This window comes from Gottfriedia sp. NPDC057991 (assembly GCF_042886615.1).
Taxonomy (GTDB): domain Bacteria; phylum Bacillota; class Bacilli; order Bacillales; family Bacillaceae_G; genus Gottfriedia.
This window is the reverse complement of sequence record NZ_JBHVQN010000005.1, coordinates 95,334-110,395: the sequence shown is the minus strand read 5'-3', so window position 1 is coordinate 110,395 and position 15,062 is coordinate 95,334. Positions and strand designations below refer to the sequence as shown.

Below are 15,062 nucleotides of genomic sequence, written 5' to 3'. Positions count from 1 at the left end.
CGTGAAGCATATGATGGTCTAACACAAGCTCAAAAAGAGAAAGTAACGGAAGCTGTATTGAATAAATTAGTTGAAGCAGAAACAGAAATTAATAGTTTAAAAGACGAAGCTAAACTAATCGATTCAGTAATAAACAAAATAAATGAGTTACCGACAACAATTACATTATCAGATGAAGCAGCAGTAGTTTCAGCTCGTGAAGCATATGATGGTCTAACACAAGCTCAAAAAGAAAAAGTAACAGAAGCTGTATTGAATAAGTTAGTTGCAGCGGAAGCAAAAATTAATAGTCTAAAAGACGAAGCAGGACAAGTCGATGCAGTAATAAATAAAATAAACTCATTACCAGCAACAATTACTATATCAGATGAAACAGCAGTAGTTTCAGCTCGTGAAGCATATGATAGTTTAACACAAGCTCAAAAAGAAAAAATAGCAGAAACTGTCTTGAATAAATTAGTTGCAGCGGAATCAGAAATTAATAGACTAAAAGGTGAATTAGGAAAAGTTGATTTAGTTATTAATAAAATAAACGCATTACCGACAACGATTACTCTATCAGATGAAACAGCTGTAGCATCAGCGCGTGAATCATACGATGGATTAACACAAGCTCAAAAAGAGCAAGTAACAGAAACTGTATTAAATAAATTAGTTGAAGCGGAATCAGAAATTAATAGGTTAAAAAACGAAGCTGCAATAGTAGACGCTGTCATTAACAAAATAAACGCATTACCGACAACAATTACATTATCAAATGAAGTAGCAGTTGTATCAGCTCGTAAAGCATATGATGAGCTGACACAAGTTCAAAAGGGAAAAGTATCTACAGCTGTCTTAAATAAATTAATTGCAGCAGAAAATAAAATTAAATTATTAAAAGATCAAGTAAAAGCAGATGCGGTTCAAACTAAAATCAATGCATTACCTTCGCAAATTAAATTAGTTAACGAATCTGCAGTAATAGCAGCTCGTAAAGAGTATAACGGTTTAACAACTGCTCAAAAGAATTTAGTAATATCAAATGTATTAAACAAACTTGTATCAGCTGAAAAAACAATTGTGAATTTAAAAAATGCTGCAAAAGCTGTGAAAGCTAAAATTGCTGCATTACCAACTACATCTCAAATTAAATTGACAAGTGAATCAGTGATAAAATCGGCACGAACAGCTTATAATTCTCTAGACTCAAGTCAAAAATCGCTAGTAGGAAGTATTGCTCGACTTACTTCAGCTGAAGCTAGACTAGCGGTAATAAAAGCAGATAAAACATTGCCTACCATAAAAGGTATTTCGAATAATAATTATTATAGAACGAAAAAAACAATTCAAATAAGTGATAATGTTGGGCTGTTAAATGTAAAACTAACGTATAATGGTAAGCCATACACTTATTATTCAGGGAAAGTATTCGCCGCATCTGGTAAGTACAATATTATCGCGACTGATTTAAAAGGTAATAAAAGAAGTATTGTCTTTTATATTGATAATAAACCACCTATTAAACCAACAGTAAAAAGTATAACGAGTAGTACAACAAAGGCTACTGGTAAAGCAGAAGCAAATAGTACGGTTTATATTTATCAAGGTTCAAAAAAAATTGGTTACGCAAATGTAACATCGAGTGGTACTTACTCTGTTAAAATACCAAAGCAGAAAAAAAGAACGAAACTAACAATCTATGTAGTAGATCGCGCAGGTAATAAGGGTGCAGCTACACTAGTAACTGTTAAATAACATCTATAAGACCTCGAAATGATGGTACTTTAAATTTAAACAATCACTATATTAATAGAAAAATAAAAGTAGTAAATGGTTGCAATTTGCATTAAAAGGGAATTTGGTGAAAAACCAAAACAGCTCACATCTACTGTAAAAGCTACGAAACATTCAAGGTGCGATCAATAAGCACGCTAATCACTGGGAAACTGGGAAGATGAATGGAGTAGGCTTGAAGCTTAAGTCAGGAGACCTGCCATTCTACATATACAAGTCTTTTTAGTGAGGGAAGTTTTGTTATCAGAAAAATTTAGTTCTTATGCTTATAGTAGAAGAACGCTGCGACGTGCTGGCTTTATGTATATTGCCGAGCAGTTTAATTTTTGGATAACTATGAGTCTTGCCAATAAGGCAGGGCTCTTTTTTTACATTTAGAAGATAATAATTGGCAGCGGAGAAGAGAAATCGATGTAATTTCCAATAGTAGGTTCTAAGAATAAGTGCAACTACTCCTATGTCTTCGCCTAAAGAGTTTCGTCACTAAAAAGTACTAGAAATTTCTTAAGGATAAGGAGAGAGGAGCAGTCTATAAAAATAGTTTTTTGGAAAAAGAAGAGAGGATATGGTATAAAAATGAGAAAAATATCATGGCTATTACTATCAATTATTTTTACTTTTTCAGTTTCTATTCCTGCTAATTCAGTGCATGCAGACAGTTTAAGCGGACATGCTATCGTTTTAGGGAAACCAACATACGAGAGTGCCAAAACACAATCTAGTAATTCAATAATGAACCTAAATGAATCGAATAATAATGTTGATATAAGTACCAAAATAAACGATTCTTTAGGCTATATAGTATCTAAAGTTCCTGAGCCAAATTTTGGAACAATTTCAGGTGAATGGTCAGTACTATCACTAGCAAGAGGTAATTATAATGTGCCAAATCAATATTTTGTTCATTACTATAATCGTATTCTCGATACCGTAAAGTCAGCAAACGGTGTGTTGTCTACAGCAAAGAATACGGAATATTCTAGGCTAATACTGGCACTTAGTGCATTAGGGAAAGACCCTACTGATATAGGTGGCTACAACTTGCTAATACCCCTGGCTGACTATAACAAGACAATTAGTCAAGGGATTAATGGCGGTATATTTGCCTTAATAGCATTTGATTCCAATCAATATAAGATTCCGATCATTGCGGATTCTACAAAACAAGCAACAAGAGAAAAATACATTAACTATCTATTAAGTAAAGAAGTAAAAAAGGATACTGATCAAGCTGGAGGATTTGCATTATATGGCACAACGCCTGATCCTGATATTACTTCGATGGCATTGCAAGCGTTGGCTCCATACCAATCAATGCCCGAGGTGGACGGAGCAATTAATCGAGCTTTAACGGCTATTTCAAATTTACAAAACTCAGATGGGGGCTTTACTGCCTGGGGCTCTACATCTAGCGAAAGTATTGCACAAGTAATCGTAGGTTTAACAGCAGTAGGTGTAAATCCGGCAACGGACAGTCGATTTGTAAAACAAAATGGAAACTTAGTAACTGCACTACTTAGATTTTATGTAGACGGTGGAGGATTCAAGCATGTTTTAGAAGGTAGTGCAGACGGAATGGCTACAGATCAAGGGACTTACGCTCTTGTATCTTATGACAGATTTTTAAAGGGAGAGAATAGTCTTTATAAAATGACAGATGCTCCTGTGACGATTGTCACCAATCAAATTAATGCATTACCAATTACGATTACACTTTCAGATGAGTCAGCGATTATTTCAGCTCGAGCGGCTTATGATGGACTAGTATTAGCTCAGAAAGAATTAATAGCATCAGCTCTAAAAGATCGATTAATAGATGCGGAAGAGGTAATAAGAACATTAAAAAACGAGACTACATTAGTAGATTCAGTCATTAACCAAATAAACGCTCTACCAACTACTATTACTCTAGCAAATGAAGCTGCTGTAGTTTCAGCTCGTAATGCATATAATGCACTAACACAAACTCAAAAAGAGAAAGTATCAATTACTCTTTTAAACAAATTAGTCTTAGCTGAAAATGCGATTATTACATTAAAAAATCAAGCTAAGGCAAATGAAGTGCAAACAAAAATTAACGCATTACCTGCTCAAATAAAGCTTACTAATGAAACAGCAGTTGTAGCGGCTCGAAAAGCATATAACGGATTAACAGTAGCACAAAAAGGATTTGTAAGTTCTACTGCTTTAAATAAACTTGTAACAGCTGAAAAAACGATTACTAACTTAAAAAATGCAGCAAAATCGGTTAAAGATAAAATTGCAGCTTTACCAGCCTCAGGATCTGTAAGATTAACAAGTGAATCAGCGATTAAAGCAGTGCGAATTAGCTACAGCGCATTAGACACAAATCAAAAAGCACTTGTTGGAAGTATTACCAAACTAACTACTGCTGAAGCAAGACTTGCTGTTATAAAGGCTGATAAAACATTACCAACAATAAAAGGCGTAACAAATAATGTTTATTACAAAGTAAATAAAACCGTCCAAATAAGCGATAATGTTGGAATTTTAAAGGCAACATATACACTTAACGGAAAGTCTTATCCTTATTCGTCCGGTAAAGTTTACTCAGTTTCTGCTAAATATACAATCACAGTAACTGATTTAAAAGGAAACAAAAGAACTGTCGTATTTTACATTGATAAAAAAGCACCTGCTAAACCGACAGTAAAGAGTATTTCAAGTAATACAACAATAGTTACTGGGAAAGCAGAAGGATATAGCACGATTTATATACTTCAAGGCTCTAAAAAGATAGGAACTTCAAAGGTATCATCGTCTGGATCTTACTCTATTAAAATTCCAAAACAAAAAAAGAATACGAAATTAACAATCTATGTAGTAGATCGAGCTGGAAATAAAAGTGCAAATACGATTGTAACTGTTAAATAATAATCTATCGGCCAAGCTCGATAGTTAAATTTTAGGCTGAAACGACCACTAGTTTAATAGAGGTCGTTTCAATACTTAAAAGGAGGAGAATGCGATGAAAAAGTGGCTAGTTTCCATACTACTAGTTCTTTTGCCGACACTGTTGATTGGGTGTGGAAAGGATGATTCCGCCGAGGGAAAGAAACAAGCTCCAAACGGTGAAATTTCGCAATCAGTTGTTAGCACAATAAAAGAGAATAACGCCAAACAAAGTGCTGAAAAAAAACAAAGTCCTGAAAAAAAGCAAGATACTGAAGTCAAACAAGAGCAAAAGGAAAGCCCTAAAAAAGAGGAAATAAAAAAGGAAGTAAATAAAGCACCAATTCAAGAAAAGAAATCAAATAGTACCGATAAATTACAAAAGAAATCGAATGCTCCACCGAAAGAGACTCAAAAGAAAGACGTTGTAACTACAAAAAAACCAGCGAGTGGTAAAAAGGATAAATATCAAACCGATCCAGTACCAAAGGAAAAACCAAAGCCTGTAGAACCTGAAGATACAACCGTTGTTCCTGCAAAAAAATTAACTGCTACAATTTCTATCCTCTGCAATACGATTTTAAATAATATGGACAAATTTAACCAAGATAAATTATCTGTCTTGCCAAAAGATGGAGTGATAATGGCAAAAAGGACAGTGGAATTTTCACAGGGAGAAAGCGTTCTAGATGTATTGAAACGAGAAACGAGAGCATCCAAAATTCAAATGGAAATGGAATTTTATCCAGCATACAACAGTGCTTATATCGAGGGAATAAATAATATTTATGAATTTGATTGCGGTGAGCTTTCTGGTTGGATGTACAAAGTAAATGGTTGGTTTCCAAATTACGGATCAAGTCGTTATGAACTAAAAGATGGAGATGTCATTGAGTGGGTTTATACATGTGATTTAGGACGTGATGTAGGCGGGTATGTTGAAGGAGTGGAGAATCAATGAAAGATGCTTTCTCATCGTGCCATCCATTCATAAATTTGTTTTATTTTACAGCTGTCATTATTTTTTCAATGTTTTTTCTGCATCCGGCCCTATTAATCATTTCTCTATTAGTGGCAGTCATCTATTCAATTTATTTAAACGGTGTCAAATCGGTCAAATTTAATCTTTTTATGATGCTTCCAACGATGGTTATTGCGGCAATTATTAATCCAATGTTTAGTCACGCAGGTGTGACGATTCTTTATTATATTGATGACGGGAATCCGATTACACTTGAATCGATTTTATATGGTATTGCTGTAGCATGTATGCTTGTTACTGTCATTAATTGGTTTGCTTGCTACAACGCTGTGATGACTTCTGATAAATTTATCTATTTATTTGGAAGAATCCTGCCTAGTTTATCATTAATTTTCTCGATGGTATTACGATTTGTTCCTAGATTTAAAGTGCGAATAAAAGAAATTACTGAAGCACAAAGATGTATAGGTAAATCTACATCAAACGGTAATATTTATCATCGAATAAAGAATGGTATTAATATCATATCAATTTTAATTACTTGGGCATTAGAAAATGGAATCGAAACAGCTGACTCAATGAAATCTCGCGGTTATGGGCTTAAAGGTCGTACTGCATTCTCAATTTTTAAATTCGAAAAAAGAGACCGTATTTTATTAGCAGTTTTTATTGCGTGTACTACAATTATTTTAATTGGAACGTATCAAGGAATTACTTCTATTAAATACTATCCTGCTATTTTAATAAAACCTTTATCTGTATTGAATATTTTTGTTTATTTAGCATACGTGATTTTTTTATGCACACCAATGATCTTAAACATTATGGAGGATATGAAATGGAAATCTATCAAATTAAACAGCTAACCTTTTCTTATCCAGAAAAAGAATATAAAGCGCTGGATGATGTTTCGATTAACATAAACCGGGGTGATTTTACAGTCATAATTGGAAAATCAGGTTGTGGTAAAACAACATTACTACGACATTTGAAAACGATAATAACGCCTCATGGAAATCGCTCTGGTGAAATATTTTTTATGAATGAACCAATTGAATCACTCGATTTGCGAACAGTAGCGAGCAAAATAGGATTTGTATCGCAAAACCCCGATAATCAAATCGTAACTGATAAAGTATGGCATGAATTAGCATTTGGATTAGAAAGTCTAGGAATCGATAATCAAACAATACGACTCAGAGTAGCAGAGATGGCTAGCTTTTTTGGCATCCAAAATTGGTTTATGAAAAATGTAAGTGAGCTATCGGGTGGTCAAAAGCAGCTGCTAAATTTAGCATCGGTCATGGCAATGCAACCTGAAGTATTAATACTTGACGAGCCAACCTCACAATTAGATCCAATTGCTGCAGCTGAGTTTTTGGAAGCAATAAAAAAAATAAATAATGAATTAGGTGTTACGATTATTTTAACCGAGCATCGTTTAGAAGAAGTATTTCCTATGGCCGATCAGGTCATCGCTATGGAGAATGGCAAGGTTATTATACATGATTCTCCTGTAAATGTTTGTGAGAGCTTAATAAGCGGAAAGAACCATCTAATAAACTCATTACCAAGTGCCATGCAAATTTATTCAAGCTTACCAAATGATCATGAATGTCCAGTTACAGTTCGAGACGGAAGAAACTTTTTAGATCAATTACTAAACAATAGGACATTAAAAGAAAAAACTCATCATGAAAAGAGTGTAAGGAAAAGTGATGAATACATCATTGAATTGCAAGATGTATGGTTTAAATATGAAAAAAACGGGACTGATATTTTAAAAAGTTTGTCGCTTAAAATAGAGAGAGGTAGATTTTACGCCATAATGGGTGGAAATGGAACAGGAAAATCAACGACTCTTTCGGTGATCGCAGGAATCAATATACCTTATCGTGGCAAAGTTTTACTAAATGGTAAACCCGTTGCGAAATACAATAATAAAGAACTGTTTCGCAAAAATTTAGGTGTCTTACCACAAAATCCACAAAGCTTATTCGTGAAAAAGACTGTAGAATTAGATTTAATTTCAATCTTAAAGGACCGAAAATTAGGAGAAGAAGAATTAAAAAAGAAAATTTCAGAGGTTTCTACTTTAGTTGAAATAGAGCATTTGTTAAATAATCACCCTTTTGATTTAAGTGGTGGAGAACAACAACGCGTAGCACTAGCAAAAATATTATTATTAGAACCTAAGATTCTATTACTAGATGAGCCTACCAAGGGCTTAGACAACTGTTTTAAAGAAAAGTTGGCTACAATTTTAAACCAACTAACTAAAACAGGCGTAACGATTTTGATGGTGTCACATGATGTAGAGTTTTGTGCAAAATACACCGAACGTTGTGGACTATTCTTCGATGGAAATTTAATTTCAGAAAGTACGGCTACAGAATTCTTTGCTGGAAATAGTTTTTATACTACTGCAGCGAATCGCATATCTCGCCATTACTTTAAAGATGCCATAACAAATGAGGATGTGATTGAATTATGCAAGATGGCAATGCAATAATGGCAAATAAAAGAAGAATTCTGGCCACTCTCCTAATTTTGATTGCAATTCCACTTACAATTGCAGGAGGAATCATTTTTTTGAATGATCGAAAATATTATCTGATTAGTCTTCTAATCATTTTCTATACTATGCTCCCATTTGGAATGGTTTTTGAAAGACGCCGTCCTCAAGCTAGAGAGCTAATCGTTATTGCAGTACTGTGTGCCATCGCAGTAGCTGGCAGAGCAGCATTTTTTTGGATTCCGCAATTTAAGCCAGTTGTTGCAATCGTCATTATTGCCGGAGTAACCTTTGGTGCTGAAAGCGGATTTTTAGTCGGTGCAATGTCAGGATTTGTTTCTAATTTCTTCTTCGGCCAAGGTCCGTGGACACCATGGCAAATGTTTTGTTTTGGCATAATTGGCTTCATCGCAGGCATTTTATTTCATAACGGAAGATTACCAAAGAAGAAACTAATACTCTGTCTATTCGGTGGTCTATCAACATTTTTTATCTATGGCGGACTCATAAATCTAGGGGCTCTATTAATGTGGTCAGCACATCCTACATGGGAAGCACTGCTAGCCACGTATCTTTCCGGAGTCCCATTTGATTTAGGACACGCAGCAGCGACAGTGATTTTTTTAGCATTACTTGCCAATCCGATGATTGAAAAATTAGAACGAATTAAGAAGAAATATGGATTAGTTGAAAGTCGTTAAAAACTATTTGTCTTTAGGTGAAGGGACTTCTTCAAAGTCAGGATCATAACACTATAGGAGCATTTCGAACGTGGCGGGGAGGGGGACCACAGCTGCACTTTTCATTTGTTTTTGATAAAGCTGATCTTATTTCAGATTTTAATCCTAGATCATTTATGAGTTAGTAAATTTCGTATTTTAGCTTTTTTAGTTACTCATGACCCCCTTATGAGTAAGTAAATTCCAAAATTCCGCTTATATACATACTCATGACCTATTTATGAGTATGTAAATCTCATTTATCTGCACTTATACTAACTCATGACTCCTTTATGAGTAAGTAAATTCCGAAATTCAGCTTAAATACTAACTCATGATCCTTTTACGGGTAAGGTATATTAATCTACTTGAATTTTAAAAACGAGGGTGTCCCATAAAAGTATTTTGGGACACCCTCGTTTTTTCTTATAAATTCAGATATAGAAATCAGACATTAAGAAAAAGAATAAAAAATATAATTGACACTGATAATCATTATCATATAAAATTACAATTGAAAATGATTATCAATATCATGTGATAATTGATTCTCTTATTTAAAATAAATAATCAGGATGAGTATGAAAGAGCCATTAAGGAGGCAGTTGATGGATAAACATTTCATTATTTTAGAGCCATTTCATCAGCAAGTAACATGTTGTTGTCCAGGTCAAAAGCATCAACACGTAATTGAATTTAGCGAGGGTGATTTATGGACGATGTCATGTGAGAGAAAATATGTTGATTGTTTAGGATGGCATTATTTGATTGATAACAACAATGATTTTGAATTTTATTTACATGTTGAAGACATAGAAAGCTTATACGAAAGCGGTGTACTTTGTTCCATCTGGGATCTAGATCTTAAAATAAATCATTTGAATTTTAAAATTAACGAAGCACTTGATGTGAATGATCGAGAGTCATTTCTTACAATTGCGAATGAATTACGTAGTTTAAAAGAATTAAAGAACAAATTCTTCACAAATAAAGATGCTGTTTAAATAATTGTCATAAATAAACGTATGAATGAGGAGAGAGAAGAATGGCTAAAATTTTAATCGCTTTTGCAAGTATGTCAGGTAACACAGAGGAAATAGCTGAGTTAATTAAATCTAGTATAGATACAATGGGCCATGATATAGAGATGAAAGAAATTGAAAATATCAACACCCAGAAATTATTAGAATTTGATGGAATCATACTTGGGGCTTATACATGGGGGGACGGAGAGCTTCCATATGAAGTTGAAGATTTTTACGATGACATTGAAACCTTAAATTTAACTGGTAAAAAAGCTGCTGTATTTGGGTCTGGTGATCATGCTTATCCTAAGTTTTGCGCTGCAGTAGATCTATTAGAAGAGAGATTAAAAGAATGTGGTGCTGAAATAATAGAGGAGGGATTAAAAGTAGAATTAGCACCGGAAACAGAAGAAGACATTGAGCGTTGTGTTACATTTGCCATTAACTATATTAGCCAATTTGAAGATCAATTTGAGGGAACTGTATGAATAACATGTTCAGTTCTACAGCAGTAACAAGAACTGAAAATGGTAGTACGATTATAGCTACCGTAAATAATGGAATTATTATTGATTATGAAGGAAACAGGACTTTCAACTTTCCATTAATAAAAAATCAAATTCGTGATCTGAAATGTGTAGGAAGGATTGTATATGGTGTTGGAGATAACGGGCTGTTTATTAAGAGCCTTAATGAAGGTAAAGACTGGAATATCAAGCAGTTTCCTACTAAAGCAAGTGTGTGGAGTGTATGCTGTAAATCAAACGGACTTGTCATAGCACATGGAGATAACGTAATTTACATATCAACAAACTTTGGTGAAACTTGGAAAATCATTTCTCCATTTAAAGTAAGTAAGCCACCTTCTATACGTTCTTTATGCTTACATGGAAGTATGCTATTCATTGGTACAAAAATTCATCCAACTGATGGTGGAATTTGGATGTTAGACTTACGCACATATAAATTCATCAGAGTGAAAGCAGAGTCTGATAAAATGATTTCATCGATGCTAGTAAATAATGGACTATTCGTTACGGTTAGTGGCTCATGTAGGGGAAGAGATGGAGTTGTAGAATACTTACCTATCAAAAGTCTTTACCAAGAAAATTGTCTTTGGAATCAATGCTACAGTACAAAAAGCAATGGAAGTTATTTAGATATTAGTGCGCATGAATCGTGTACACAACCTCCAGTCAAAATGATTCAGGCTATAGCACCGTTTCAAGGGTATACTTAGAAAATCAATTAATTGTTCCGTGCGATTACGTAAAAGGTCATGGCTGGAGAATCTGCAATGAAAATGAAAATTACATCGTAGCTGGACAATATGAAACTAGATTTTTTGAGAAAGATTCTAAGAGAGTATGCTGATAAGGGTAGAATATGGGGGTTCCATCGGTCACAGAGGCTGACATATGGAAGCCTTTTTTTATTTGAACAGTTTATTAAGATCTGAAGGTTATTGATAATTAGCGGGTTTTATCAATTTTTTATTGGATATAGAAAGAATTAGAGCAATTTGGCAGTTTTCTATTTTTGAAAGTACCTAATTTCTATAAGTTTTAGGTCATAATTGCAGTTTTGCCATTTTTAATTGCGATTCTCGGAATTTAATTGCACCCAGCTGTTTATTTGCACTTTTCTACGACTTATTTGCAGCTCTCCCTGATTTCAACACTACTTACCGTATAAATGAAAGCAGGAGGGCTCCCTTAAAATTGGGAACCCTCCTGCTTTTATCTATTCTGCAATTACCAGATTTGTATTTGTCTTATTAAATTTAGAAATAAAACTTTTATTAATATGAGAATCCGTAATGATATAATCAATTTTTTCAAGCGATGCTATATGAACAGTGACGTTCTTACCGAATTTTGTGCTGTCTGCTGCTACATAATTAAGGTTGGATAACTCAATTATTTTCTTCCTTGTAATAGCCTCTTCTAAATTATAATCGGAAATCCCTTTTTCAATTGTAATTCCACTCGCGCATATAAACGTCTTTAGAATATTTAATTCATTAAAATTAAATAAGTAATCGTACGTAACAACCGATTGTTCATTTCGTCTAATTTTACCACCGATTATGATCAATTCAATTGAGCTATTCATTAGCTCATTGATGATTGGGATTGAATTCGTAACGACTGTTAAATTCTTTTTATCTTTAATATATTTTGCAATTTGGAGTGTAGTAGAGCCACTATCTAAATAGATACAATCTCCATCTTCAATATGTTCAGTGCATTTCTTTGCAATCTTTTCTTTTTCCTCTAAGTGACTTACCATTCTTTCTTCCATTGATGATTCAAAAAACTTCGATTCAGCTATTTTTGCACCACCATATATTTTCTCTATTTTGCCTTGTTTTTCAAGTAGATTTAAATCTCTTCGTAACGTATCAGTAGATATATTTAGAGCTTCAGTTAGCTCAGTTATTTTTAAAACATTATTTGATTTTAATAAATCGATTATTTTATTTTGTCTTTCAAGTGGAAACATAACCTCACCCATTCAGTATTTAATAATAAATAATATTTGCTTACAGTTTAATGAAAAGAATGCAGATTTTCAATAGTAGTAATGCAAATGTTTGGTTAATTAAATGTAAATATATGCATAAGTTGTGCAAAAGTTACTCATAATTTACATATTATTTACTTGAAAGGCTAATTGGATTTACATATGAATTTTATACTAAGGTTGTACTTAAGGGGGTGGACAGTTTGCTCAAACTACAAAACGTTAGCAAGCAGTTTGATAAAAAAGTCGTATTAACAGATATAAATCTTGAAATTAAAACTGGAGAAATCGTCTCATTATTAGGTCCAAGTGGAAGTGGAAAAACAACTTTATTAAATCTAATTCTAGGTCTAACGCAAATGGATCAAGGTCAAATAATATTCAATGATGTAGATATTACGAAAACACCAATGAAAAATAGAGGATTCAATATCGTTTTCCAAGATTATGCACTTTTTCCTAACTTAAATTCTTATGAAAACATTGTATATGGATTAAGAAATAAGAAAGGTCTTGTATCGGATCAAGAATTACAGGAATATATTGACTTCTTAGAATTAAAGCCTCATTTAAATAAGAAAATAGGAGAGCTATCCGGAGGTCAGAAACAAAGGGTAGCACTTGCTAGAACATTAGTAACGAAGCCAAAAATTTTACTATTAGATGAACCGTTAAGTGCACTAGATGGTGTCATAAAAGAATCAATTAAAGAACGAATTAAATCGATCGCAAGAGAATTTAAACTAACTACAGTTATCGTTACACATGATCCAGAAGAAGCTTTAACTTTATCAGATAAGATTTTAATTATTAATGAAGGTGAAATTTCACAATTTGGAACGCCAAGTGAAATCATAAACCAACCAAGTAATCGATTTGTTGAAGAGTTTATATTAAAGCAGCTTCAAATTAAGAGACATAATATTTACAACTTATTTGGTGAGAAGTATGCATAAAGTAAAACCGGAAATGCGAGTTATTTACTTAGCAATATTACTATTATTTGTCTCATTTCTATTACTACCATTAATCATATTATTTTATCGGTCGTTCGAAACGGATCATGGTTTTGGGATAAATAACTATTTAACAATCTTGTCAGACAAAACCTTAATACAAGCAATTGGAAATAGCATAAAAGTTTCTACGATTACAGCTTGTATCAGTACAGTCTTAGCTTTTATTCTGGCCTATTCAATTAACTGTACGAAATTGATTCAACCTTTAAAAGGATTTATGAAAATCGTTATTCTCATACCAATGTTGCTTCCAACGATCACTTATGGATTTGCAATCATTTATTCGTTTGGTCAACAAGGTTTAATAACAAAACTACTAGGAAAAAACCTATTTGAAATTTATGGGTTTGATGGATTGCTAATTGGATACGTCATTTATACATTACCAGCAGCATTTCTATTAATTAATAATTCTTTTAAATATATTGATAAAAAATTTATGGTTGTTTCTGAACTGATGGGTGACGGTCCATTTAGAAGCTTCAAAAATACAATTATTCGCCCATTACTTGGAACGCTTGGTGGAGCTTTTGTTCTTTCCTTTATTTTAAGCTTTACAGATTACGGTATTCCAGCTTCAGTGGGTGGTACATATTACGTTGTAGCTACCCAGTTATATCAGGTTATGCTTGGATCGATTCCTAATTTTAATAATGGGGCAGTTATTGCAGTATTAATGCTAGTTCCTGCTATATTTGGCGTTTTATTACTAAACTATCTTGAAAAATTTAATTTTCATTATGACAAGTTTACAAACGTTGAAATGATTTCCAATAAAGTAAGAGATATTTGTTTCGGGATTATTTCTACAATCATTTTAGTTGGAATCCTGTCAGTATTTGCAGTAATGTTTATCATTCCATTTTTTATTAGTTATCCATTTAAATTAACCTTTACGCTACAACATTTCGTAGATGCTTTTCAATCTAGTGATTTAATAGGAGTTTATAAAAACTCGTTATATGTTTCAGTTGTAACAGCAATACTAGGAACTTTTATTGCATATAGCTCGGCACTATTAAATGTGCGAACAGCTATAAAAAGTAAATCTAAGTTAGTTATTGATTTAATTTCGATGCTAACAAATACTGTTCCAGGGATGGTTTTAGGTTTATCGTATTTACTATTTTTCAATAATAGTAGTTTAAAAGGAACGTTTGCAATTATCATTCTTTGCAACATCGTTCATTTCTTTACTACACCATATTTATTAGCGAAAAACTCATTATCAAAAATGAATCCGGTTTGGGAGACTACTGGAGAATTAATGGGGGATTCATGGTTTAAAACAATTTACAGAGTTGTCTTACCAAACTCTAAATCAACAGTTTTTGAAATGATTAGTTACTACTTTATCAATTCAATGGTAACGGTGAGTGGGATCATTTTCTTAATAACAGCTGAAACTTCATTGGTTGCAAGCAAAATTAAAGAGCTTCAGCATTTCCAAAAATACGATGAAATATTTGTATTATCTCTATTAATCTTTTTCACGAATTTAATCGTTAAATTTATCTGTGACTACTTCCAACGAAAAAGTGTTATTCAGGGATGATCAATCATTTATAAAAAATAAAAATAAGTGGG

Annotated in this window: 12 protein-coding genes and 1 riboswitch; of the genes, 11 read left to right on the top strand and 1 reads right to left on the bottom strand. The window is 33.1% G+C overall.

Going from position 1 to position 15,062, the window contains the following annotated elements:
* The 9 genes from ACFVR2_RS17175 to ACFVR2_RS17135 all read left to right on the top strand — a co-directional run.
* Positions 1-1,737, top strand: a 1,737-nt coding sequence (locus ACFVR2_RS17175; protein WP_387364223.1) for an Ig-like domain-containing protein, incomplete at its 5' end; no start/stop codon positions are given.
* A 59-nt stretch (positions 1,738-1,796) separates the two neighbouring features.
* Positions 1,797-1,994, top strand: a riboswitch (cobalamin riboswitch).
* Between the two features lie 358 nt (positions 1,995-2,352).
* A complete protein-coding gene (locus tag ACFVR2_RS17170) occupies positions 2,353-4,671 on the top strand; it encodes an Ig-like domain-containing protein (RefSeq protein WP_387364220.1) in 2,319 nt (772 codons plus the stop codon).
* Between the two features lie 94 nt (positions 4,672-4,765).
* Positions 4,766-5,650 (top strand): DUF4430 domain-containing protein, encoded by an 885-nt coding sequence (locus tag ACFVR2_RS17165; protein WP_387364217.1) that lies wholly within the window; start codon positions 4,766-4,768, stop codon positions 5,648-5,650.
* A complete protein-coding gene (locus ACFVR2_RS17160) occupies positions 5,647-6,537 on the top strand; it encodes an energy-coupling factor transporter transmembrane component T (protein WP_387364214.1) in 891 nt (296 codons plus the stop codon). Before ACFVR2_RS17165 ends, ACFVR2_RS17160 begins: the two co-directional genes overlap by 4 nt.
* Positions 6,510-8,183: an ABC transporter ATP-binding protein gene (locus tag ACFVR2_RS17155; RefSeq protein ID WP_387364211.1), complete on the top strand. Its 1,674-nt coding sequence runs from the start codon at positions 6,510-6,512 to the stop codon at positions 8,181-8,183. The genes ACFVR2_RS17160 and ACFVR2_RS17155 overlap by 28 nt, the downstream gene beginning before the upstream one ends.
* Positions 8,162-8,887: an ECF transporter S component gene (locus ACFVR2_RS17150; RefSeq protein WP_387364208.1), complete on the top strand. Its 726-nt coding sequence runs from the start codon at positions 8,162-8,164 to the stop codon at positions 8,885-8,887. Before ACFVR2_RS17155 ends, ACFVR2_RS17150 begins: the two co-directional genes overlap by 22 nt.
* A 626-nt stretch (positions 8,888-9,513) precedes the next feature.
* On the top strand, positions 9,514-9,909 hold the full coding sequence (locus ACFVR2_RS17145) for a hypothetical protein (RefSeq protein ID WP_387364205.1): 396 nt from the start codon (positions 9,514-9,516) through the stop codon (positions 9,907-9,909).
* A gap of 41 nt (positions 9,910-9,950) precedes the next feature.
* Entirely contained in the window at positions 9,951-10,418 is a 468-nt protein-coding gene (locus tag ACFVR2_RS17140; protein WP_335408566.1) for a flavodoxin, read from the top strand.
* Entirely contained in the window at positions 10,415-11,170 is a 756-nt protein-coding gene (locus ACFVR2_RS17135) for a WD40/YVTN/BNR-like repeat-containing protein (RefSeq protein ID WP_387364202.1), read from the top strand. The genes ACFVR2_RS17140 and ACFVR2_RS17135 overlap by 4 nt, the downstream gene beginning before the upstream one ends.
* A 503-nt stretch (positions 11,171-11,673) precedes the next feature.
* Here ACFVR2_RS17135 and ACFVR2_RS17130 read toward each other — a convergent pair.
* A complete protein-coding gene (locus ACFVR2_RS17130; RefSeq protein WP_387364199.1) occupies positions 11,674-12,435 on the bottom strand; it encodes a DeoR/GlpR family DNA-binding transcription regulator in 762 nt (253 codons plus the stop codon).
* 224 nt (positions 12,436-12,659) lie between these two features.
* On the opposite strand from ACFVR2_RS17130, the gene ACFVR2_RS17125 reads away from it, so the two are divergent.
* Positions 12,660-13,412 (top strand): ABC transporter ATP-binding protein, encoded by a 753-nt coding sequence (locus ACFVR2_RS17125; protein WP_387364196.1) that lies wholly within the window; start codon positions 12,660-12,662, stop codon positions 13,410-13,412.
* Positions 13,405-15,030, top strand: a complete 1,626-nt coding sequence (locus tag ACFVR2_RS17120; RefSeq protein WP_387364193.1) for an ABC transporter permease subunit — start codon at positions 13,405-13,407, stop codon at positions 15,028-15,030. The genes ACFVR2_RS17125 and ACFVR2_RS17120 overlap by 8 nt, the downstream gene beginning before the upstream one ends.
* Positions 15,031-15,062: the final 32 nt, after the last annotated feature.

Bases quoted from the DNA above. Each gene is read 5' to 3' on its own strand.
- ACFVR2_RS17170 (WP_387364220.1), top strand. From the start codon at position 2,353: ATGAGAAAAATATCATGGCTATTACTATCAATTATTTTTACTTTTTCA.
- ACFVR2_RS17165 (WP_387364217.1), top strand. From the start codon at position 4,766: ATGAAAAAGTGGCTAGTTTCCATACTACTAGTTCTTTTGCCGACACTG.
- ACFVR2_RS17160 (WP_387364214.1), top strand. From the start codon at position 5,647: ATGAAAGATGCTTTCTCATCGTGCCATCCATTCATAAATTTGTTTTAT.
- ACFVR2_RS17155 (WP_387364211.1), top strand. From the start codon at position 6,510: ATGGAAATCTATCAAATTAAACAGCTAACCTTTTCTTATCCAGAAAAA.
- ACFVR2_RS17150 (WP_387364208.1), top strand. From the start codon at position 8,162: ATGCAAGATGGCAATGCAATAATGGCAAATAAAAGAAGAATTCTGGCC.
- ACFVR2_RS17145 (WP_387364205.1), top strand. From the start codon at position 9,514: ATGGATAAACATTTCATTATTTTAGAGCCATTTCATCAGCAAGTAACA.
- ACFVR2_RS17140 (WP_335408566.1), top strand. From the start codon at position 9,951: ATGGCTAAAATTTTAATCGCTTTTGCAAGTATGTCAGGTAACACAGAG.
- ACFVR2_RS17135 (WP_387364202.1), top strand. From the start codon at position 10,415: ATGAATAACATGTTCAGTTCTACAGCAGTAACAAGAACTGAAAATGGT.
- ACFVR2_RS17130 (WP_387364199.1), bottom strand. From the start codon at position 12,435: ATGTTTCCACTTGAAAGACAAAATAAAATAATCGATTTATTAAAATCA.
- ACFVR2_RS17120 (WP_387364193.1), top strand. From the start codon at position 13,405: ATGCATAAAGTAAAACCGGAAATGCGAGTTATTTACTTAGCAATATTA.